Source organism: Bradyrhizobium sp. SZCCHNR2028 (genome assembly GCF_032380995.1).
GTDB lineage: Bacteria > Pseudomonadota > Alphaproteobacteria > Rhizobiales > Xanthobacteraceae > Bradyrhizobium.
Window position 1 is genome coordinate 279,264 of sequence record NZ_JAUHJF010000007.1, and the last position, 21,077, is coordinate 300,340.

Genomic DNA, 21,077 nt, shown 5'->3' on the forward strand with positions numbered 1-21,077 from the left:
TGCACCTCACTGCCAATACAGCCTGACTCCGACATAGACCACGCAGAGCGCGGCGAAGATCAGCGCAACCGGCAGCTTGCGCGGAGCGGTCGTCCCGCTTTGCGCCGCCTTCTTCGGCGGCAGCTTGCGGAAGGCGGTGACATTGTCGGTCACCGGCTCGGCGGCGACCGGCTTGACTTCGGGCGGGGCGCCGCCGCCGCCCATCTCGGCATAATAGGCCTTGTACATCTCGCGGATGGTGGCCTCGGTCGCCTCGTCCTCCGGCATGTCGCCGAGGCGGGCCTTGTAGCTTGCGAGGAATTCCTGCGCCGCCGGCGGCAGGCCGGAGGCGCCGTTCAGCTTGGCGATCATCTTCCAGGTCGCGAAATCGGCACGGGCGCGGGTGTCGGCGCGGCGTGCGATCATCATGTCGGCGGCTTTGACCAAGAGTGCCTCGGGGCTCGTTCGTTACCATCCCTGACGGGGAGATCTAGACATTGCCCGTCAATAACAGAAGCAGCTGCTTCAGAGAATCGGTCGTGGCGCGGAGCAGCCCCGACACAAGATCAAGATTGAGACCGAACTGGGAACCCGCCAGCGGCAGGAGGATCAGACATCCGATCAGAATCAGCATGCCATACGGCTCGAGCCGGGCAAGTGGCCGCGCCAGCGCCGCCGGCAGCACGCCCACCGCGACCCGGCCGCCATCGAGCGGCGGTATCGGGAGCATGTTGAACACGGCGAGCAGGATGTTGAACGAGAAAATATTCCACAGATTGCTGGCCACCCACCGCGCCGCCTCCGGTGGAACCAGCGGCAGGGCGTGGAACGCCAGTCCGGCCGCCAGCGCCAGCGCGATGTTGGTGGCCGGTCCGGCCAGCGCCACCATCACCATGCCGGCGCGCAGCGGCTTCAGATTGCGAAAATCGACCGGCACCGGCTTGGCGTAGCCGAACAGGAAGGGCGAGCCGGACAGCAGCAGCATGCCCGGCAGCAGGATGGTGCCGAACGGATCGATGTGCCGGATCGGGTTGAAGCTGACGCGACCGAGTCGCAAGGCGGTGTCGTCGCCGAACCGCCAGGCGACGAAGGCGTGAGCAGCCTCATGAAAGGTGATGGCGATGATGATCGGCAGGATCCAGACGGAGATGCCGTAGAGCGAGATGTTCAAGGATCGGGTTTCCGGACGCGTTCCGCCCTACATAGGCACGATGGTTCCCGGATGCTACGCGGGATTCTCCGGAAATTGCGGCAGCCCGTCGCTGAGCTGCACCCAATCCATCTTTTCCGAGACCCAGATGTGCTCGGTCGGGGCAAACGCGTTGCGGTCGTCGAAGCAGGCCAGGGCCACGCCGACCACCGGGCGCGTCTTGCGCCATGAGAACAGCCTGACGCCGCAGCGCGGGCAGAACATGCGGTCGAGCGCGTCGGAGGAGGGGAAGCGCGCGGTTTCGCCGGTGATCGTCAGCGCGTCGTGCGCGAACAGCGCGCGGGCGAAGAACGGCGCCCCCGTCGCCCGCTGGCAATTGCGGCAGTGGCAGACGCGCACGTTGATCGGCTCGCCGGTGCATCGGAAGCGCACCGCGCCGCAGAAGCAGCCGCCGTGCTGGGTCATGGTGGGACCTCCAACTGGTCATGAACTCTCGCGATCGTCAGCAGCACCGGAACGGTTCTGCCTATCGCCGTCGTTGCGAGCGCGGCGGCGCCGCGGAGCAATCCAGGGCCGCGCGAGGAGCTCTGGAGTGCTTCGTCGGCTTTCGCCTCCTCGCAATGACGATTTCTCGGTGAGGACGGGCTCTATCGATCGGCACGCCGACTAATAAGTTGCGCGGCCACCGGAAATGTCGAATACGGCGCCGGTCGAGAACGAGCACTCTTCCGAGGCGAGCCACGACACCAGCGCGGCGAGCTCCTCCACCAGCACGAAGCGGCCTTTCGGGATCTTCGACAGCATGAAGTTGATGTGCGCTTCCGTCATCTGGTCGAAGATGGCAGTCTTCGCCGCGGCGGGCGTCACCGCATTGACCGTGATGTTGTGCTGCGCCAGCTCCTTGCCGAGCGACTTTGTCAGCGCGATCAGGCCGGCTTTGGACGCGGAGTAGTGCGCAGCGTTCGGGTTGCCCTCCTTGCCGGCGATCGAGGCGATGTTGACGATGCGGCCATAGCCCTGCTTCAGCATCACCGGCACGATCGCCTTGGCGCAGATGAAGGGACCGTCGAGATTGATGCGCAGCACCTTGCGCCACTCCTCGAGATCGGTCTCCCACACCGTCTTGTTGATGCCGGCGATGCCGGCATTGTTGACCAGGATGTCGATGCTGCCGAACGCGGCCAGCGTCGCGTCACGGGCGCCTTCGACCGCTTTGGTTTCGGTGACGTCGACCTGCAGCGCCAGCACCTCCGGACCGATCGCCTGCGCGGTCTTCTCCGCCAGCGCGATGTCGTGATCCCAGATCGCGACCTTCGCACCCGACGCCTTGAAGCGCTCGGTGATGGCGCGGCCAAAGCCCTGCGCGCCGCCGGTGACCACAGCGCAGCGGTTGGTAAGGTCGATGTGGTTCATGATGTTTCCCCGGTCGATCTTTGTTGTCGTCATTCCGGGGCGCGCGCAGCGCGAACCCGGAATCTCGAGATTCCGGGTTCAGCCCTGCGGGCTGCCCCGGAATGACGGAGCAGAACTACAGCGTCCAGCCGCCGTCGATGGTATGCGCGACGCCGGTCGTGAACGCGCTCTCGTCGCTGGCGAGATAGACCGCGAGATGGGCGATCTCCTCCGCCGTGCCGAGCCGGCCCATCGGCTGGCGCGAGATGAACATCTCCAGTCCGTTCGGGCCGGCCGAGGCCGCGCGTCCGAGCATCGAGGGCGTTTCGATCGTGCCCGGGCAGATGCAGTTGCAGCGGATCTTCTTGCCGACGAAATCGGCGGCGACCGAGCGCGTCAGTGCCGCCACGGCCGCCTTGGTCGCGCCGTAGACGTAGCGGTTCGGCGCCGCCTTGAACACGCCCGCGGCGGAGGCGATGTTGACGATGGCGCCGCCGCCCTGATCGAGCATCTTCGGCAGGAAGGCGCGGATGGTGCGATGCATCGACTTGACGTTCAGATCGAACGAGAAATCCCAGTCGTCGTCGGAGCAGTCGAGGATGGTGCCGTTGTGCACGAAGCCGGCAGCGTTGAGCAGGATCTCGACCTTGCCGACCCGCTCGGCCATCGCGTTCACGGCCGCGGTGTTGCGCACGTCGAGCGTCGCGACTTCGGCAATGCCTTCGCTCTTCAGCGTGCTCAGGCCGTTCTCATCGATGTCGGTGGCGAATACGGTGGCGCCTTGACGCGCGAAGGCAATGGCACAGGCGCGGCCGATGCCGGCAGCGGCGGCAGTGACGAAGGCGCGCTTGCCCTTGAGACGGTCGGACATGGAGTCTCCCTTGGGAATTGACTTCTTAGTTATCGTCATTCCGGGACATCGCGAAGCGATGGGCCCGGAATCCATAACCACGATCGGGAGTATGGATTCCGGGCTCGCGCTTCGCGCGCCCCGGAATGACGGCAGTTGGGTCTAGTGATTATGCCTTGCCACACCCACGGTGCCGGCGATGTTGTGATAGCGCGTCGCAAGCTCCATGCAGGCTCCGGTGGCCTGCTGGCCGACGGTGTTGCGATAGAGCTCCTGCCATGGCGTCTGGTTGGCGGGGTGCGGGAAGCCGCCCTTGGCCTTCAGCTCGGCGCGCCGCTTCGCAAGCTCCTCGTCCGAGATCAGGATATTGGCCGAGCCCTTGTTGAGGTCGATGCGCACGCGATCGCCGGTCTTGAGGATTGCGAGCCCGCCATCGGCGGCGGCCTCCGGCGACGCATTGAGAATCGACGGTGAGCCCGAGGTGCCGGACTGCCGGCCGTCGCCGATGCAGGGCAGGGACAAGATGCCGCGCTTGATCAGCGCCGCCGGCGGCTGCATGTTCACGACCTCGGCGCCGCCGGGATAGCCGATCGGACCGGCGCCGCGGATGAACAGCACGCAGTGCTCGTCGATCGCAAGCTGCTCATCATCGATGCGGTCGTGATAGTCCTCAGGCCCCTCGAACACGATGGCGCGGCCCTCGAACGCGTTGGGGTCCTTCGGGTTGACGAGATAGCGGTCGCGGAATTCCTTGGAGATCACGCTGGTCTTCATGATCGCGGAATCGAACAGGTTGCCGCGCAGCACCAGGAAGCCGGCGTCCTTCACCAGCGGCTTGTCGTAGGACCAGATCACGTCGCCGTCGGGCTTCGGCGCCTCGCGGCAATTCTCGCCCATGCTGCGGCCGTTGACGGTGATGACGTCCTCGTGGATGCGCCTGTGGCGCATCAACTCGCCGATCACGGCCGGCACGCCGCCGGCGCGATGGAATTCCTCGCCGAGATAGAAGCCGGCCGGCTGCATGTTGACCAGCAGCGGCACGTCGTGGCCGAACTTCTGCCAGTCGTCGATGTCGAGCTCGACGCCGACATGGCGCGCCAGCGCGTTGATGTGGATCGGCGCGTTGGTCGAGCCGCCGATCGCGGAGTTGGCGACGATGCAGTTCTCGAACGCCTTGCGGGTGAGGATGTCAGAGGGCTTGAGGTCCTCCCACACCATGTCGACGATGCGTGTTCCCGTCTCGTAGGCGATCTGGCCGCGCTCGCGATAGGGCGCTGGGATTGCGGCGCAGCCGGGCAGGGACATGCCGAGTGCCTCGGCCAGAGCATTCATCGTCGATGCCGTGCCCATGGTGTTGCAATGGCCGACCGAGGGCGCCGAGGAGGCGACGATCTCCATGAACTCCTCATAGCCGATCTCGCCGGCGGCGAGCCGCTCGCGCGACTTCCACACCACGGTGCCGGAGCCGGTGCGCTGACCCTCGTGCCAGCCGTTCAGCATCGGGCCGCCCGAGAGCACGATGGCGGGGATGTTCACGGTCGCCGCGGCCATCAGGCAGGCCGGCGTCGTCTTGTCGCAGCCGGTCGTCAGCACCACGCCGTCGAGCGGATAGCCGAACAGGATTTCGACCAGGCCGAGATAAGCGAGGTTGCGGTCGAGCGCGGCCGTCGGGCGCTTGCCGGTCTCCTGGATCGGATGGGTCGGAAACTCCATCGCGATGCCGCCGGCGGCGCGGATGCCCTCGCGGACGCGGTGCGCCAGCTCGATGTGATGGCGGTTGCAGGGCGAGAGATCGTTGCCGGTCTGGGCAATGCCGATGATCGGCTTGCCCGACTGCAGCTCGGCGCGGGTCAGGCCGTAATTCAGATAGCGCTCGAGATAGAGCGCGGTCATGCCCGGATTGTGCGGATCGTTGAACCACGCCTGCGAGCGCAGCTTGCGGCTCCTGTCAGCGCCGTTGCCGGCATGCCCGTTCGAGTTCGTCATGTGTTTTCTCCCGCAGTGCAAACGTGGCGAGGCCGGTCTGTCGTCTGCGCGCCATCGGCCCGCTGTCGAAGATCGCCTACGTCTTTCGTTCAGGTCGTTGTTGGTTCGAGTGGTTCTAGTTCATGGCTTTTGGTTGCGCTACCATTTTGTTCCGGAAGCGCGCCCCGACGCGGGCTGCGGACTTGCGGCGGCGCGCTGCAAGGTCGAGCTCTGCCGTTCGATCACCTCGAAGCCGAGATCGACGACGCGCTCCGCCACGGGACGCCCTTCGACGGCGTCCATGATCATCGTTGCCGCGCGCCGGCCCATCTCGTAGCGATTGGTACGCACGCTGGTGAGCGTCGGAACCGCCGCGGCCATGAATTCCATGTCGTTGAAGCCGACGATCGCGACCTGCTCGGGCACCGCGATGTGCCGGCGCTGGCATTCGAACAGCACGCCGAGGGCGAGATCGTCATTGGCGCAGAACACTGCGTCGAGATCCGGCGCCTTCATCAGCAGATCGGAGAACAGGCTGCCACCCATTGTGGTCGAGGTCGGAACAGGCGCCGTGACGATGAGACGCGGGTCGAACAAACCGGCCTCCTTCATCGCGTTCTGATAGCCCTGCAGCCTGCGCTGCACCCTTGGGTCCATGCGGGCGCCGATGAAGCCGATGCGGCGGCAGCCCTGCGCGAGAAGGTGTGAAATGGCTGCAAAACAGGCATCGACATGCGAAAATCCGATCATCATGTCGATCGGGTCGGTGCCGAGCTCCATGATCTGCACGACGGGACAGTCCGCTGCCTGGATGATCGACCGGCTCTCCGCCGTCTGGTCGAGACCGGTCACGATCAACCCGGCCGGCTTCTGCATCAGGAACAGCCGCAACAGGCGTTCCTCCTGCAGCACGCTGTAGCGGGTGTTGGCGAGCTGGATGCTGTAGCGGCTACCCTCGAACGCGTCATAGATGCCGCGCAGCACGTCGGAGAACACGTTGTTGGTGAGGGACGGTATCAGCACGCCGATCACTTCGGTGCGCTGCGAAGCGAGCGCGCGGGCGGCGAGGTTCGGCACATAGCCGAGCTCCTTGGCGGCGCTCTCGATCCGCGTGCGGCGGCCGGCCGAGACCGTGGCGGGATTACGGAAGAAGCGTGACACCGTGATCGGGCTGACGCCCGCCAGTGCCGCAACTTCGGTCAGCCGGACTTTGCCCGGCTCGATGCGTTTCCGTCCCATGCCTCGCTCATAGCATAGGCGGTCTGGTACACAAGCGATATTGACAGCGCTATCACGCGGTTGCTAAGCGAGGCATTGCGGAAGCGAACTGAACTGCGGACAATGTCAGCCGAGCTGGTCCTTGTTTCAGATCCAGTCGGAGCGACCAGAGCCAACAACAAGGCCACCAAAAACAAGACTGCACGACCAAGACTACAAAACGACAAGCGGCCTGATCAAACGGCCGAGAACAACGGTCAGAATGCCGCCGGCAAGCAGCCAATGCTGTCGGTCTTTGAGGAGGAAATTGATGTCGTCGGTGCAAATTCGCGACGTGCGCAAATCATTCGGCGGATTCGAGGTGCTGCACGGCGTGACGATTCCGATCGAGGATGGCGAGTTCGTCGTGCTGGTCGGGCCGTCCGGCTGCGGCAAGTCGACGCTGCTGCGCATGCTCGCAGGGCTCGAGAACATCACCGCCGGAACCATCTCGATCGGAGAGCGCGTCGTCAACAACGTGCAGCCGAAAGAGCGCGACATCGCGATGGTGTTCCAGAACTACGCGCTCTATCCGCATATGACGGTCGCCGACAACATGGGCTTCTCGCTGAAGCTGCGCGGCGCACGGCCCGAGGACATCAAGAAGGGCGTCGCGCGCGCCGCCGAGATCCTGGCGCTGACGCCGCTGCTCGACCGCTATCCGCGCCAGCTCTCCGGTGGCCAGCGCCAGCGCGTCGCGATGGGCCGCGCCATCGTGCGCGATCCGCAGGTGTTCCTGTTCGACGAGCCGTTGTCGAACCTCGACGCCAAGCTGCGCGTCGCGATGCGCACCGAGATCAAGGAGCTGCATCAGCGGCTCAAGACCACCACCGTCTACGTCACCCACGACCAGATCGAGGCCATGACGATGGCCGACAAGATCGTCGTGATGCATGATGGTATCGTCGAGCAGATGGGCTCGCCACTCGATCTCTACGACAAGCCGGACAACCAGTTTGTGGCCGGCTTCATCGGCTCGCCGGCGATGAACTTCCTCAACGGCCACCTCAAGTCCAACGGCTCGGTCTATGTCGAGACCGAGAACGGCGCCAGGCTGCCGATCCTCACCGCGCCGTCTGCCTCCGACGGCCGCCCCGTCGTCTACGGCGTCAGGCCCGAGCATCTCGAACTCGCCGATGACGGCATCGAGGCCGAAGTGGTCGTGGTCGAGCCGACCGGCTCGGAGACGCAGATCGTCGCCCGCATCGGCACCCAGGACATCATCGCGGTGTTCCGCGATCGCCACGAGGTCAATCCTGGGGCGAAGATCCATTTGCGTCCGCGCGCGTCGGCGGCGCATCTGTTCGACAAGGACAGCGGCCGGAGAATTTGACCAGCCGCACGGCGCGGAACTGACAACAAGCAAAACAAGCAAAATACTCAACGGGAGAAAACTTCAGATGGCTCATTTCCCCACCGATCGACGGTCTCTGCTCAAGGGCGGCGCGACCTTGCTGGCGGCTGCCGCGACCATGTCGGCCGAGGACCTGCTCGGCTACGCCAAGGCCTGGGCGCAGACCTCGCCCTTCAAGCCGGAGCCCGGCGCCAAGATCAACATGATGCGCTGGAAGCGCTTCGTCGAGGCCGAGGACGTGGCCTTCATGAAGATCGTCGACGCCTTCCAGAAGGCCAACAACGTCACCATCAACGTCTCCAACGAATCCTATGACGACGTCCAGCCCAAGGCCTCGGTCGCGGCCAATACGGGGCAGGGGCTCGACATGGTGTGGGGCCTCTACACGCTGCCCTTCCTGTTCTCCAACAAGTGCGTCGACATGACCGACGTCGCCGATTACCTCGGCAAGAAGTGCGGCGGCTGGACCGACTCGGGCAAGGCCTATGGCATGCTCGACGGCAAGTGGATCGGCATCCCGGTGGCCGCCACCGGCGGCCTCGTCAACTACCGCATCTCGGCGGCCGAGAAGGCCGGCTTCAAGCAGTTCCCGAAGGATCTCGCCGGCCTGTCCGAGTTCTTCAAGGCGATGAACAAGAACGGCACCCCGGGCGGCATGGCGCTCGGCCACGCCTCGGGCGACGCCAATGGCTGGGTGCACTGGGCGCTGTGGGCGCATGGCGGCAATCTGATCGACAAGGACAACAAGGTCGTCATCAACTCGCCTGAGACCGCCAAGGCGCTCGAATACGTCAAGGGCCTGTACGACAATTTCGTGCCGGGCACCGCGTCGTGGAACGACTCGTCCAACAACAAGGCGTTCCTGGCCGGCCAGCTCTACGCGACCGTCAACGGCATCTCGATCTATGTCACCGCCAAGAAGGAGGCGCCGCAGATCGCCGAGGACATGAACCACGCGCATCTGCCGCCCGGCCTCGACGGCAAGACCCGCGAGATGCATTTGGGCTTCCCGATCCTGGTGTTCAACTTCTCCAAGTACCCGCAGACCTGCAAGGCGTTCACCGCCTTCCTGCTGGAGCCGGAGCAGTTCAATCCATGGATCGAGGCGGCGCAGGGCTATCTCTCGCACTTCCTGAAGGGTTACGACGCCAACCCGATCTGGACCGTCGATCCGAAGAACACGCCGTATCGCGAGGTCGCGGCGACCGCGACCACGCCGGCCGGCCTCGGCAAGCTCGGCGAGGCGGCTGCGGCCGCGATCGCCGACTTCGTCCTGGTCGACATGTTCGCGAACTACTGCACGGGCCGCGAGGACGTGAAGACGGCGATGGCGAGCGCCGAGCGCTCCGCCAAGCGCATCTTCCGCTGAGGAAGATCGCCGACCTTGTAGGGTGGGCAAAGGCGCGCCGAGATCGAATCGAGAGATCGCGATCTATCGCGCGCCGTGCCCACCATACGGGTTGCTGACTGTCGTCATTGCGAGGAGCCGAAGGCGACGAAGCAATCCAGTTTCTTTGCTCGGCCCTGGATTGCTTCGCTTCGCTCGCAATGACGGAACGACTTTTCTATCCGTCCCGAACGCCGGTGGGCACGCTACGCTTTGCCCACCCTACGGTTCGAAGGGAGTTGCTCGACCCATGAGTACCATTCAGACCTCGTTGCCGCGAGGCGCCGCCGTCGGCGAGCCCTCGGCATGGGTGCGCATCAAGACCAACCGCAATGTCATTGCGCTGTGGTTCATGCTGCCCGCGGCGGCTTTCCTGATCCTGTTCCTGGCCTATCCGCTGGGGCTCGGCGTCTGGATGAGCTTCACCGACGAGAAGATCGGCCGCACCGGCGTCTTCGTCGGGGTCGAGAACTACGAATGGCTGTGGGACGACTCGATCTTCTGGCTGTCGGTGTTCAACACGCTGCTCTACACGATCGTCGCGAGCGCCATCAAATTCGCGATCGGCCTGTATCTCGCGCTGCTGCTGAACCGGCACATGCCGTTCAAGGCCATGATCCGCGCCATCGTGTTGATCCCCTTCATCGTGCCGACCGTGCTGTCGGCGATCGCGTTCTGGTGGATCTACGATTCGCAGTTCTCGATCATCTCCTGGTCGCTGATCAAGCTCGGGGTCATCACTCAGAACATCAACTTTCTCGGTGACACCAACTGGGCGCGTGCCTCCGTCATCATCGCCAACATCTGGCGCGGCGTGCCGTTCGTCGCCATCACCTTGCTGGCCGGCCTGCAGACCGTGTCACCCTCGCTCTATGAGGCCGCCACGCTCGACGGCGCCACCAGTTGGCAGCGCTTCCGCTTCATCACCTATCCGCTGCTGACGCCGATCATCGCAGTCGTCATGACCTTCTCGGTGCTGTTCACCTTTACCGACTTCCAGCTGATCTGGGCACTCACCCGTGGCGGCCCCGTCAACGCCACCCACCTGATGGCGACGCTGAGCTATCAGCGCGGCATCATCTCCGGACGGCTCGGCGAGGGCGCCGCGATCGCGACCGCCATGATCCCGTTCCTGATGGCGGCGATCGCGATCTCCTGGTTCGGCATGCAACGGCGCAAATGGCAGCAAGGATCCGACCAATGACCGACACCACGCTGCACGCCAAGGCGCCCACCACGGCCGGCTCCGACGAATCCGAGGGCATGAGCTACCTCGAATCGCTGCCGCGCCGGCTGATCACGCTGTATCTGCCGCTGTTCATCATCCTCGTGGTGCTGCTGTTCCCGTTCTACTGGATGGGGCTGACGTCGATCAAACCCGACGAGCAACTGATCGACATGGAGAAGTACAATCCGTTCTGGGTGGTGCATCCGACCTTCAAGCACATCTCCAAGCTGCTGTTCGAGACGCAGTATCCGCGCTGGCTCTGGAACACGATGTACGTCGCGGTCGGCGCGACCACGCTGTCGATCTTCGCCTCCGTGCTCGCGGCCTACGCGATCGTTCGGTTGCGCTTCAAGGGCGCCGACACCGTCGGCGTGCTGATCTTCTTCGCCTATCTGGTGCCGCCGTCGATCCTGTTCATCCCGCTGGCCTCGGTGATCCAGGCCTACGGGCTGTTCGACTCGCCGCTGTCCTTGATCCTGGTCTATCCGACGCTTCTCATCCCGTTCTCGACCTGGCTCTTGATGGGCTACTTCAAGACGATCCCGTTCGAGCTCGAGGAATGCGCCCTGATCGACGGCGCCAGCCGCTGGCAGATCCTGGTCAAGATCGTGGTGCCGCTCGCGGTGCCCGGCCTGATCTCGGCCTTCATCTTCTCGTTCACCCTGTGCTGGAACGAGTTCATCTACGCGCTGACCTTCCTGCAGTCGACGCCGAACAAGACGGTGCCGGTCGCGATCGTCAACGAGTTCGTCGACGGCGACATCTACAAATGGGGATCGCTGATGGCTGGCGCCCTGGTCGGCTCGCTGCCGCTCGTGATCCTTTACGCCTTCTTCGTCGAGCACTATGTGTCGGCCATGACCGGCGCGGTGAAGGAGTAGGCGAGATTCGCGTATTCCGTCATTGCGAGCGCAGCGAAGCAATCCAGAGCTATGGAGAAGACTCTGGATTGCTTCGTCGCTTCGCTCCTCGCAATGACGACCAGTTTTCGTAGGGTGGGCAAAGCGAAGCGTGCCCACCGTCGTCCGGCATCACCCGGTGCTGCGGTGGGCACGGCGCTATGCGCCTTTGCCCACCCTACATTTTGAAGGAGCATTCCCTTGCATATTCTCGTTCTCGGCGCCGCCGGCATGGTCGGACGCAAGCTGGTCGAGCGGCTCGTGCGCGACGGCCGCCTCGGCGACAGCGCCATCACCCGCATGACGCTGCAGGACATCGTGGCCCCGGCCAAGCCCGACACGTCCATCGCGGTCGAGACCATCGCCGGCGATTTCGCTGTCCCGGGCTTTGCCGAGAAGCTGGTCGCCGCGCGCCCCGACGTGATCTTCCACCTAGCCGCGATCGTCTCGGGCGAGGCCGAGCTCGATTTCGACAAGGGCTACCGCATCAATCTCGACGGCACGCGGATGCTGTTCGACGCGGTCAGGCTGATCGGCGACGGCTACAAGCCGCGGCTGGTCTTCACCTCGTCGATCGCGGTGTTCGGCGCGCCGTTCCCCGACGCGATCGGCGACGAGTTCGTCAATGCGCCGCTGCTCAGCTACGGCACCCAGAAGGCGATCGGCGAGCTGCTGCTGGCCGATTATTCCCGCCGCGGCTTCTTCGACGGCGTCGGCATCCGCCTGCCGACCATCTGCATCCGCCCCGGCGCGCCCAACAAGGCCGCCTCCGGCTTCTTCTCCAACATCCTGCGCGAGCCCTTGGCCGGCAAGGAGGCCGTGCTGCCGGTGTCCGAGGACGTCCGGCACTGGCACGCGACGCCGCGCTCCGCTGTCGGCTTCCTCCTGCATGCCGCGACCATGGACACCGCGCGGATCGGCCCGCGCCGCAACCTCACCATGCCCGGCCTGTCGGCGACGGTGGGCGAGCAGATTGCCGCGCTCCGGCGCGTCGCTGGCGATAACGTCGCGGCTCGCATCAAGCGGGTTCCCGATCCCTTCATCATCGGCATCGTCAACGGCTGGCCGCGGAATTTCGAGGCCAAGCGGGCCCGCGAACTCGGCTTCACTACGGAAGAAAAGACCTTCGACGACATCATCCGGATTCACATCGAGGACGAACTCGGTGGTAAGTTCGTGGCCTGAGACCGCCACCAGCCTCTGGACTCAAATGGCGCAAAGCGCCATTTGAGGGCAGGGAGACATTCGGGAGAGACAGCATGACCGCCAGCATCGTCGGATGGGCGCATACGCCGTTCGGAAAGTTCGACGCCGAGACCGTCGAGAGCCTCGTCGTCAAGGTCGCCAACGAGGCGATCGCAGATGCCGGCATCTCGGCCGGTGACGTCGACGAGATCGTGCTCGGCCATTTCAACGCCGGCTTCTCGCCCCAGGACTTCACGGCGTCGCTGGTGCTGCAGGCCGACCCGGCGCTGCGCTTCAAGCCGGCGACGCGGGTCGAGAACGCCTGCGCCACGGGCTCGGCTGCCGTGCACCAGGGCATCCGTGCCATCGCTGCCGGCGCCGCGAAAATCGTGCTGGTCGTGGGCGTCGAGCAGATGACGCGCACGCCGGGCCCGGAGATCGGCAAGAACCTGCTCAAGGCCTCGTACCTGCCGGAGGATGGCGACACCGTCGGCGGCTTCGCCGGCGTGTTCGGCAAGATCGCGCAGGGCTACTTCCAGAAATACGGCGACCAGTCCGACGCGCTGGCGCTGATCGCAGCCAAGAACCACAAGAACGGCGTCGCCAACCCCTATGCGCAGATGCGCAAGGATTTCGGGTTCGAGTTCTGCCGCTCCGAGAGCGAGAAGAACCCCTATGTTGCCGGCCCCCTGAAGCGCACCGACTGCTCGCTGGTGTCCGACGGCGCCGCCGCGCTGGTGCTGGCCGACAGCGAGACCGCGAAGTCGTTCGCCAAGGCGGTCAATGTCCGCGCCACCGCGCACGCGCAGGATTTCCTGCCGATGTCCAAGCGCGACATCCTCGCCTTCGAGGGCTGCACGGTGGCCTGGCAGCGCGCGCTGGAGAAGGCGGGCGTCACGCTGTCCGATCTCTCCTTCGTCGAGACCCATGACTGCTTCACCGTCGCCGAGCTGATTGAGTACGAAGCGATGGGCCTGACCCCGAAAGGGCAGGGCGCCCGCGCCATCAAGGAAGGCTGGACGCTCAAGGACGGCAAGCTGCCGGTCAATCCGTCCGGCGGCCTCAAGGCCAAGGGCCACCCGATCGGCGCCACCGGCGTCTCCATGCACGTCATGACCGCCATGCAGCTCACCGGCACGGCGCCCGAGGGCATGCAGCTCCCCAACGCCAAGCTCGGCGGCATCTTCAACATGGGCGGTGCGGCGGTCGCGAACTACGTCTCGATCCTGGAGCCGGCGAAGTAGGCGAGGTCCATACTCCGTCATTGCGAGCGAAGCGACGCAATCCAGGGCCGAGCATGCTGCCCTGGATTGCGTCGTCGCTGCGCTCCTCGCAATGACGGTGATACAGGAGAGCTTCCGCGATGCGGAAGCTCTTTGTCATTCGCTGGTCCGATTGCCTATCATGATCATCTCCACCGAACGTCTGACCTTGCGCGAGTGGCGCGACGAGGACCGGGCGCCGTTCGCGGCGATGTCCGCCGATCCGGCCGTGATGCAATTCCTCCGCGCGCTGCCAACGCGGCAGGACTCGGACCGGTGGATCGATTTCCAGATCGCCCATCAGGCCGCGCACGGCTTCGGCTTCTGGGTGGTCGAAGACCGCGCCACCGGCACTTTCCTCGGCGCCACCGGTCTGTTCCGCGTCACCTTCGACGCGCCGTTCACGCCGGCGGTCGAGATCGGCTGGCGGCTGGCGCGCGCGGCCTGGGGGCAGGGGATCGCGACGGAGGCAGCGCGCGCGTCGCTCGCGTTCGGCTTCGATGAGCTCGGCCTTGATGAGATCATCGCCTATGCCGCGCCGGCCAATCACGCCTCGCAGAACGTCATGCGCAAGCTCGGCATGAGCCGCGACGAAGCGTCCGATTTCGATCATCCGCGGGTCGAGGCGGACAGTCCGCTGCGCCGGCAGGTGATGTACCGGCTGCCACGCGAGATGTGGGCCAAGAGCGAGATGCGGTAGGGTGGGCAAAGCGGCCGCCGAAGGCGGCAGCGTGCCCACCGTCGGGCGGCGTGCGCATCAGCAGGATGGTGGGCACGGCGCCATTGCGAGCGCATGCGTGGAGAGAGCGCGGCAGCGCCTTTGCCCACCCCAGGGTGCCATTCTGGTAGCCCGGATGAGCGCAGCGATATCCGGGTCCATCGCGACAGCTCGTGTGACCCCGGATGTCGCTGCGCTCATCCGGGCTACGGCTTCCAGACCTTTTCCTCGCTGAAGCCGAGCTCGGCAAAATCCTTCGTCCGGAACGAGGCGTCATCCGCCGGAAAGAACTCATCCAGCTGCGGCGGCTTCACCGACGTGCTCGACAGCATCGCATGCGCCTGGCCGCGGTGGTGGATGTCGTGCTGGAACAGATGCAGCAGGAGGCGGTCGCAGCGCTCGTTCTGCACGCGGCTCTCGCGGTTGATGCGTACGTTCACGTCGAGCCGCGCCGGTGTCAGCGCCTCGCAGAACGCGATCAGGCGGCGGTCCATCGCGCTCTGCGCCTTCGCAAGATCGGCCAGGCGCGGGAACGGCACCTCGTTCTGCCACGCCATCGGGCCGAGCCAGCCGCCTTCCAGCGCATCGATGTAGAACAGATCGATGATGTAGATGTGGTTCAGCGTCCGCTGCAGGCTCGGGAAAAAGCCCGTGCGCTCGGCGGCGAAATCCTCGGCGCTGAGCTGGCCGCAGGCGGTCAGCAGCCGGTGATTGGCCCATGCATTGTTATAGGCGAGGGCGCGAAAGGTCTGGACGAGATCGGCGGGCATTGGGACAGGGCACCCCGTGATGGCTCGCCGCAGATCATACGGAACTGATCACGCCATTCACCACCGATTTCCGCAGCCATCCGTGCACCATCCCCATGCGCGTTGCGGAACTCTGCCACAATTGGTCGCGGTGCATCGCTGCGCCTCCTGTGCAACAAGTTGAGATGCCGCACGACACACCCCTCATCGCGACCATCGTCGCCGGCCTTGGACTGGCCTTCGTCTTCGGAGCGCTCGCGCAGCGGTTCCGGTTCCCGCCGCTGGTCGGCTACCTCCTCGCCGGCGTTGCCGTCGGTCCATTTACGCCGGGCTTCGTCGCCGACCAGGCGCTGGCGACCGAACTGGCCGAGCTCGGCATCATTCTCCTGATGTTCGGCGTCGGCCTGCATTTCTCGCTCAAGGACCTGATGTCGGTGCGCGCCATCGCCGTGCCCGGCGCGATCGTGCAGATCACGGTGGCGACCCTGATGGGCATGGCCTTGAGCTGGGCGATGGGCTGGTCGATCGGCGGGGGGCTCGTGTTCGGTCTCGCGCTCTCGGTCGCCAGCACCGTGGTGCTGCTGCGCGCGATGCAGGAGCGCCGGCTGATGGACACCGAGCGTGGCCGCATCGCGGTCGGCTGGCTGATCGTCGAGGATCTCGCGATGGTGCTGGCGCTGGTGCTGATCCCGGCCCTTGCCAGCCTGCAGAACGGCAATGGCGACGTCGCCGCCGCCGATCCGCTCGCCGCCCGCTTCGGCCTCGGGCTGACCGGCGTGCTGCTGCTGACCTTCGTCAAGATCGGCGTGTTCATGGCGGTGATGCTGCTGGTCGGCCGCCGCTTGATCCCGTGGATCCTGCACTACATCGCCCACACCGGCTCGCGCGAGCTGTTCCGCCTCGCCGTGCTCGCGATCGCGCTCGGCGTCGCCTTCGGATCGACAAAACTGTTCGGCGTGTCGCTCGCGCTCGGCGCCTTCTTCGCCGGCATGATGCTCGGCGAGTCGCCGCTGAGCCAGCGCGCCGCGCAGGAGTCGCTGCCGCTGCGCGATGCCTTCGCGGTGCTGTTCTTCGTCTCCGCCGGCATGCTGTTCGATCCGGGAAGCATCATCCGCGAGCCCTGGCCGCTCCTCGCCACCCTGTTCATCATCCTGTTCGGCAAGTCGGTTGCCGCGTTCCTGATCGTGATCGCATTCCGCCATCCCACGTCGACGGCGCTGACGATCTCCGCGAGCCTCGCCCAGATCGGCGAGTTCTCCTTCATCCTCGCCGAGATCGGCGGTGCCTCGAACCTGCTGCCGAAAGCGGGCCGCGACCTGATCCTGGCCGGTGCCATCATCTCGATCATGCTCAATCCGCTGATGTTCGCCGCGCTCGATTGGCTGCTGCCGCGGCTGGAGCGCCGCCGCGCCGATGCCTCGACGCCGGCCGCAACACCGCCGGCCGAGATCCCGGTGACGCAACTGACCGAGCACACGATCATCGTCGGCTATGGCCGCGTCGGACGCCTCGTCGGCGAGGCGCTGCAGCAGCGCGGGCATCCGTTCCTTGTGGTGGAGACGTCGGAGGACATCCTCGAGCAATTGAAGAGCGATGGCGTCGAGACCATCACGGGCAACGCCGCGCGCAGCAACGTGCTGCGGGCGACCAATCCGGCCCTGGCGCACGCGCTCGTCATCGCCATCCCCGAGGCGTTCGAGGCCGGACAGATCGTCGAGCAGGCGCGCGCCGCCAATCCGGCGCTGCACATCGTGGCGCGGGCGCATTCCGATGCCGAGGTCGATCATCTCAAGTCGCTGGGCGCCGACAAGGTCATCATGGGCGAGCGCGAGATCGCGCGCGGCATGATCGAGGAATTGGATACGAGGCCACCCGACGCCGCCCCCGAGCTGGCGCCGGAGCGGACGGCGGAGGGGGTGCAGATCCAGGCGTAGAACGCGCAGCCCCGGGTGAGCGAAGCGACACCCGGGTTCATTCGCACAGCTCGTGTGACCCCGCATATCGCTTCGCTCATCCGGGCTTCGGGCCTATGGCTGCGTCGAGCGGCGAATTTCGCTTGTGCCTTCAGGCTGATTTGCCCTGTCCAGTCCCCGCGCGAAAAATATTCATGTTTCGTTTTTACAGAAAATATGTTTCACTCCCGCCATCCTGCTTCGCCACGAGGGGCGCTTCGCGATCGTCACGAACGTTGAGGCAGGGAGGCGGTGGCCGCGACGTGTCGCAGCGTAGCTTGTCTGCGCGGACGAACGGCATGGCGCGGACGTGAAGTCGCGTGGTCCCGGCATCCCGACGCTGATGCCAAGCCTAAGGGGCATGATGATCCCAACGGCGACGGTGGCCAAAAGCCGGTGCACCGAGGAGATCGCGAAGTAAGCGTGAAAACCATCGCGCAGGGAAGGCCGGGTCGGTCCGGCTGAACCTGTGGTTCTCTCCCCGTGCTTTCTTTCGCACGGGGGCCACGGGTGCCAGTCGGCACCCGGCCTTCCCTGCGCCCTCTGTTTCGAAGGGGGCGGCTTCGATCAGCACAGCTCGGACAGACCCTGTCGCGAGGCCCCTGATGCTCGCGTGGTTGCTGGAAGCAGACCTTGCCTTACTCCGGCATCATCTCGCCGGAGCCGCCGAACTCGGCCGGGAAATCCTTCAGCTTCGGCAGGCCGTCCCTGATGGGCAGCACCGTTTCCGCGTAGTTGACGTGCACGCCGGGCGTGAACTTCAGCGTCGGAATCGTCGCGGCATAGACGTCGATCATGCCGAGCGGCGGGTGGTCGGTCATCAGATGTCCGCCACACTTGGTGCAGTACTTGCGGTAGCTCATGTCGGTCTTGTGGTAGGTGCCGATCGCATCGGCGCCCCTTGTCACCCGCACGCTCTGTGGCTTCCACAGGGTGAAGGCGTTGACCGGGCCGGCCGACCAGGACCGGCACGACGAACAATGGCAATAGCCCATTGCCTCCGGCTCGCCGTCGGCCTCGATCTCGACCGTGCCGCAGAAGCATTTGCCCTGATAGAGCGTCATGAGAGCGTTCTCCCTCGTGTGTGTTCTGGATGTTGGACCGGCATGCTGACACACCTGAACGTTGAAATGGAATCCTAGAATGCAGCTCGCTGCAGGGAACATCTGGTGCAGCGCAGCGGTCCTCGTCCGTGATCCGCGACACGGAATGTTGCGGCGGGGGATCAGACGCATGGCCCCATACCCGCAGGCCCGCTTGCTAGGGAACATCAGGTGCCGTTAGCTCTGGCGACAACAAGGATCGAGGGAGCCGACGCCACGATGGGACCGCTTGCGGGCATCAAGGTCATCGACATGACCACCGTGCTGATGGGGCCGTATGCTGCCCAGACGCTCGGCGACTACGGCGCAGATGTCATCAAGGTGGAATCGCCGGAAGGAGACGTCACCCGCAAGATCGGCCCCTGGCACCATCCCGGCATGGGCCCGGTGTTCCTCAACACCAACCGCAGCAAGCGCGTGATCTGCCTCGACCTCAAGAAGACGGCCGGCCGCGAGGCCGCGCTGCGCATGGTCAAGGATGCCGACGTGCTGCTCTACAACATCCGGCCGCAGGCGATGGCGCGGCTGAACCTCGGCTACGACGTGGTCTCCGCGCTCAATCCGCGGCTGGTCTATGCCGGCGTGTTCGGCTTCGGACAGGACGGCCCCTATGCGGCAAAACCCGCTTACGACGACCTGATCCAGGGCGGGGCGGCGCTGTCGCACCTGATGGCGGTCGCGGGCGACGGCACGCCGCGCTATGTGCCCAATGCCCTGGTCGACCGCATCGTCGGCCTGACCGCGGTCGGCGCGATCTGTGCGAGCCTGGTGCATCGCGACCGCACCGGGCGCGGCCAGCGTCTCGACGTGCCGATGTTCGAGACCATGTCGGCCTTCATCATGGGCGACCACATGGGCGGGCTGACCTACGAGCCGCCGCTCGACAAGGGCGGCTATGCGCGGCATTTGTCGCCCGACCGCCGGCCCTACAAGACCGCCGACGGCCATATCTGCGTGATCGTCTACAACGACAAGCAATGGGACGCATTCTTCACCGCGTCCGGCCGCACCGACCTGCGCGCGGATGACAGGTTCAACAGCTTTGCCAGACGTGCCGCCAACATCGATTTCGTCTATGCCGAGCTAGCGCGCATCTTCCAGACCCGCACCACGGCCGAATGGACCGATCTGCTGGACGACGCCGATATTCCGGTCATGCCGATGCACGATCTCGAAAGCCTGCTGAACGATCCGCACCTCGTGGCGACCGATTTCTTTCCCGTGGTCGAACATCCGACCGAAGGTCCGATCCGCAGCACCCGCGTCTCGGCGACCTGGTCAGAGACCAAGGCCGAGCCGCAGCGTCTGGCGGCACGGCCGAACGAGCATGGCGCTGATATCCTGCACGGGCTTGGATTTTCGGACGAGGAGATCGCCGCGATGATCCGCGACGGCGTGACCACGCCGGCGCCAGCCAGGGAGTGAGACGATGGATTTCGCGCTCTCCGCCAACCAGGAATCGATCCGTGATGCGGTGGCCAAAATCTGCGCTCGCTTCGACGACGCCTACTGGCTGAAGAAGGACAAGGACGGCGGCTTTCCTGCCGACTTCCACCGGGCCTTGGCCGAGGCTGGCTGGCTCGGCATCTGCATCCCCGAGGAGTTTGGCGGCTCCGGCCTCGGCATTCTCGATGCTGCGATCATGATGCGCACCATCGCCGAATCCGGCGCCGGAATGTCCGGTGCCTCGGCGATCCACATGAACGTGTTCGGGCTCAATCCGGTCGTCGTGTTCGGGACCAAAGAGCAGTGCGCGCGGATGCTGCCGGGCATCGTCGATGGCAGCGAGAAGGCCTGCTTCGCGGTGACCGAGCCCAACACCGGCCTCAACACCACCCAGCTCAAGACCCGCGCCGTGCGCAAGGGCGACCGCTACATCGTCAACGGCCAGAAGGTGTGGATATCGACCGCGCAGGTCGCCGAGAAGATCCTGCTGCTGGCGCGAACGACGCCCTTGGAGGAGGTGAAGCGCCCGACCCATGGGCTCAGCCTGTTCTACACGGATTTCGATCGCAGCCGGATCAAGGTGCACGAGATCGAGAAGATGGGCCGCAAGCCGGTCGACTCCAACGAGCTGTTCTTCGAGGATGTCGAGATCCCGGTCGAGGACCGCCTGGGCGAGGAGGGGCGGGGCTTCGACTACATTCTGCATGGGATGAACCCTGAGCGCATCCTGATTGCCGCCGAAGCCGTCGGGCTCGGTCATCTCGCGTTGGCACGCGCGAGCGCCTATGCGCGGACGCGCAACGTGTTCAATCGCCCGATCGGTCAGAACCAGGGCATCCAGCATCCCCTGGCGAAGAACTGGATGGAGCTGGAAGCCGCCTGGCTGATGGTGCTGCAGGCCGGCTGGCAATATGACCAGGGCATGGCGTGCGGCCCGGCCGCCAACGCCGCGAAATATCTCGCGGCAGAGGCCGGCTTTCACGCCTGCGAGCAGGCGGTGATGACCCATGGCGGCTTCGGCTACGCGCGCGAGTATCACGTCGAGCGTTACCTGCGCGAATCCCTGATCCCCCGCATCGCCCCGATCAGCCCGCAACTGATTTTGTCCTTCATCGCCGAGAAGGTCCTCGGCCTGCCGAAATCGTATTGAGATGAACTCTTGCTGAAATGATGAACCCAATCGCGATGGACGCACGCTGCC

At 65.2% G+C, this 21,077-nt stretch carries 19 protein-coding genes; 10 read left to right on the plus strand and 9 right to left on the minus strand.

Annotated features, from left to right (window positions below; all coding sequences use genetic code 11):
• Positions 1–6: 6 nt before the first annotated feature.
• The 7 genes from QX121_RS14755 to QX121_RS14785 form a co-directional block, all read right to left on the minus strand.
• Positions 7–408, minus strand: a complete 402-nt coding sequence (locus QX121_RS14755) for a hypothetical protein (protein ID WP_315812342.1) — start codon at positions 406–408, stop codon at positions 7–9.
• 61 nt (positions 409–469) lie between these two features.
• Positions 470–1,150 carry a site-2 protease family protein gene (locus QX121_RS14760; protein ID WP_315812303.1) on the minus strand — a complete coding sequence of 227 codons (681 nt, stop codon included), beginning with the start codon at positions 1,148–1,150 and terminating at the stop codon, positions 470–472.
• 54 nt (positions 1,151–1,204) lie between these two features.
• Positions 1,205–1,594: a GFA family protein gene (locus tag QX121_RS14765; protein WP_315812304.1), complete on the minus strand. Its 390-nt coding sequence runs from the start codon at positions 1,592–1,594 to the stop codon at positions 1,205–1,207.
• 201 nt (positions 1,595–1,795) lie between these two features.
• Positions 1,796–2,542: an SDR family NAD(P)-dependent oxidoreductase gene (locus QX121_RS14770; RefSeq protein WP_315812305.1), complete on the minus strand. Its 747-nt coding sequence runs from the start codon at positions 2,540–2,542 to the stop codon at positions 1,796–1,798.
• 115 nt (positions 2,543–2,657) lie between these two features.
• Complete coding sequence (locus tag QX121_RS14775) at positions 2,658–3,392, minus strand: SDR family oxidoreductase (RefSeq protein WP_315749728.1); 735 nt, start codon at positions 3,390–3,392, stop codon at positions 2,658–2,660.
• Positions 3,393–3,533: 141 nt separating this feature from the next.
• Positions 3,534–5,357 carry an IlvD/Edd family dehydratase gene (locus QX121_RS14780; RefSeq protein ID WP_315812306.1) on the minus strand — a complete coding sequence of 608 codons (1,824 nt, stop codon included), beginning with the start codon at positions 5,355–5,357 and terminating at the stop codon, positions 3,534–3,536.
• Positions 5,358–5,495: 138 nt separating this feature from the next.
• On the minus strand, positions 5,496–6,575 hold the full coding sequence (locus tag QX121_RS14785) for a LacI family DNA-binding transcriptional regulator (RefSeq protein ID WP_315776866.1): 1,080 nt from the start codon (positions 6,573–6,575) through the stop codon (positions 5,496–5,498).
• A 289-nt stretch (positions 6,576–6,864) separates the two neighbouring features.
• Here QX121_RS14785 and QX121_RS14790 point away from each other — a divergent pair, with 289 nt between their 5' ends.
• The 7 genes from QX121_RS14790 to QX121_RS14820 all read left to right on the plus strand — a co-directional run bounded on the left by QX121_RS14790 (position 6,865) and on the right by QX121_RS14820 (position 14,608).
• Entirely contained in the window at positions 6,865–7,926 is a 1,062-nt protein-coding gene (locus tag QX121_RS14790) for a sn-glycerol-3-phosphate ABC transporter ATP-binding protein UgpC (RefSeq protein WP_315776865.1), read from the plus strand.
• Positions 7,927–7,993: 67 nt separating this feature from the next.
• The gene (locus tag QX121_RS14795) at positions 7,994–9,316 is read left to right on the plus strand and encodes an ABC transporter substrate-binding protein (protein WP_315739706.1); all 1,323 of its coding nucleotides are present in this window, start codon (positions 7,994–7,996) and stop codon (positions 9,314–9,316) included.
• 268 nt (positions 9,317–9,584) lie between these two features.
• Positions 9,585–10,538: a sugar ABC transporter permease gene (locus QX121_RS14800; protein ID WP_315739707.1), complete on the plus strand. Its 954-nt coding sequence runs from the start codon at positions 9,585–9,587 to the stop codon at positions 10,536–10,538.
• Positions 10,535–11,443, plus strand: a complete 909-nt coding sequence (locus tag QX121_RS14805) for a carbohydrate ABC transporter permease (protein ID WP_315739708.1) — start codon at positions 10,535–10,537, stop codon at positions 11,441–11,443. The genes QX121_RS14800 and QX121_RS14805 overlap by 4 nt, the downstream gene beginning before the upstream one ends.
• 219 nt (positions 11,444–11,662) lie before the next feature.
• Positions 11,663–12,646, plus strand: a complete 984-nt coding sequence (gene denD / locus QX121_RS14810; RefSeq protein WP_315812307.1) for a D-erythronate dehydrogenase — start codon at positions 11,663–11,665, stop codon at positions 12,644–12,646.
• A gap of 74 nt (positions 12,647–12,720) precedes the next feature.
• The gene (locus QX121_RS14815) at positions 12,721–13,890 is read left to right on the plus strand and encodes an acetyl-CoA acetyltransferase (RefSeq protein WP_315770907.1); all 1,170 of its coding nucleotides are present in this window, start codon (positions 12,721–12,723) and stop codon (positions 13,888–13,890) included.
• Positions 13,891–14,050: 160 nt separating this feature from the next.
• Complete coding sequence (locus QX121_RS14820) at positions 14,051–14,608, plus strand: GNAT family N-acetyltransferase (RefSeq protein WP_315812308.1); 558 nt, start codon at positions 14,051–14,053, stop codon at positions 14,606–14,608.
• A 224-nt stretch (positions 14,609–14,832) separates the two neighbouring features.
• On the opposite strand, the gene QX121_RS14825 is transcribed toward QX121_RS14820, so the two are convergent.
• Positions 14,833–15,396: a DinB family protein gene (locus tag QX121_RS14825; RefSeq protein WP_315812309.1), complete on the minus strand. Its 564-nt coding sequence runs from the start codon at positions 15,394–15,396 to the stop codon at positions 14,833–14,835.
• Between the two features lie 164 nt (positions 15,397–15,560).
• On the opposite strand from QX121_RS14825, the gene ybaL reads away from it, so the two are divergent.
• Positions 15,561–17,309 (plus strand): YbaL family putative K(+) efflux transporter, encoded by a 1,749-nt coding sequence (ybaL, locus tag QX121_RS14830; protein WP_315812310.1) that lies wholly within the window; start codon positions 15,561–15,563, stop codon positions 17,307–17,309.
• Positions 17,310–17,965: 656 nt separating this feature from the next.
• Here ybaL and QX121_RS14835 read toward each other — a convergent pair.
• Entirely contained in the window at positions 17,966–18,391 is a 426-nt protein-coding gene (locus tag QX121_RS14835) for a GFA family protein (RefSeq protein WP_315812311.1), read from the minus strand.
• 258 nt (positions 18,392–18,649) lie between these two features.
• Between QX121_RS14835 and QX121_RS14840 the strand changes: the two genes are divergently transcribed.
• Both QX121_RS14840 and QX121_RS14845 read left to right on the plus strand, forming a co-directional pair.
• Entirely contained in the window at positions 18,650–19,855 is a 1,206-nt protein-coding gene (locus QX121_RS14840; RefSeq protein ID WP_315812312.1) for a CoA transferase, read from the plus strand.
• A gap of 4 nt (positions 19,856–19,859) precedes the next feature.
• The gene (locus tag QX121_RS14845; protein WP_315812313.1) at positions 19,860–21,026 is read left to right on the plus strand and encodes an acyl-CoA dehydrogenase family protein; all 1,167 of its coding nucleotides are present in this window, start codon (positions 19,860–19,862) and stop codon (positions 21,024–21,026) included.
• Positions 21,027–21,077 lie beyond the last annotated feature (51 nt).

Bases quoted from the DNA above. Each gene is read 5' to 3' on its own strand.
- QX121_RS14755 (WP_315812342.1), bottom strand. From the start codon at position 408: ATGATGATCGCACGCCGCGCCGACACCCGCGCCCGTGCCGATTTCGCG.
- QX121_RS14765 (WP_315812304.1), bottom strand. From the start codon at position 1,594: ATGACCCAGCACGGCGGCTGCTTCTGCGGCGCGGTGCGCTTCCGATGC.
- QX121_RS14770 (WP_315812305.1), bottom strand. From the start codon at position 2,542: ATGAACCACATCGACCTTACCAACCGCTGCGCTGTGGTCACCGGCGGC.
- QX121_RS14775 (WP_315749728.1), bottom strand. From the start codon at position 3,392: ATGTCCGACCGTCTCAAGGGCAAGCGCGCCTTCGTCACTGCCGCCGCT.
- QX121_RS14780 (WP_315812306.1), bottom strand. From the start codon at position 5,357: ATGACGAACTCGAACGGGCATGCCGGCAACGGCGCTGACAGGAGCCGC.
- QX121_RS14785 (WP_315776866.1), bottom strand. From the start codon at position 6,575: ATGGGACGGAAACGCATCGAGCCGGGCAAAGTCCGGCTGACCGAAGTT.
- QX121_RS14790 (WP_315776865.1), top strand. From the start codon at position 6,865: ATGTCGTCGGTGCAAATTCGCGACGTGCGCAAATCATTCGGCGGATTC.
- QX121_RS14795 (WP_315739706.1), top strand. From the start codon at position 7,994: ATGGCTCATTTCCCCACCGATCGACGGTCTCTGCTCAAGGGCGGCGCG.
- QX121_RS14800 (WP_315739707.1), top strand. From the start codon at position 9,585: ATGAGTACCATTCAGACCTCGTTGCCGCGAGGCGCCGCCGTCGGCGAG.
- QX121_RS14805 (WP_315739708.1), top strand. From the start codon at position 10,535: ATGACCGACACCACGCTGCACGCCAAGGCGCCCACCACGGCCGGCTCC.
- QX121_RS14815 (WP_315770907.1), top strand. From the start codon at position 12,721: ATGACCGCCAGCATCGTCGGATGGGCGCATACGCCGTTCGGAAAGTTC.
- QX121_RS14820 (WP_315812308.1), top strand. From the start codon at position 14,051: ATGATCATCTCCACCGAACGTCTGACCTTGCGCGAGTGGCGCGACGAG.
- QX121_RS14825 (WP_315812309.1), bottom strand. From the start codon at position 15,396: ATGCCCGCCGATCTCGTCCAGACCTTTCGCGCCCTCGCCTATAACAAT.
- ybaL (WP_315812310.1), top strand. From the start codon at position 15,561: ATGCCGCACGACACACCCCTCATCGCGACCATCGTCGCCGGCCTTGGA.
- QX121_RS14835 (WP_315812311.1), bottom strand. From the start codon at position 18,391: ATGACGCTCTATCAGGGCAAATGCTTCTGCGGCACGGTCGAGATCGAG.
- QX121_RS14840 (WP_315812312.1), top strand. From the start codon at position 18,650: ATGGGACCGCTTGCGGGCATCAAGGTCATCGACATGACCACCGTGCTG.
- QX121_RS14845 (WP_315812313.1), top strand. From the start codon at position 19,860: ATGGATTTCGCGCTCTCCGCCAACCAGGAATCGATCCGTGATGCGGTG.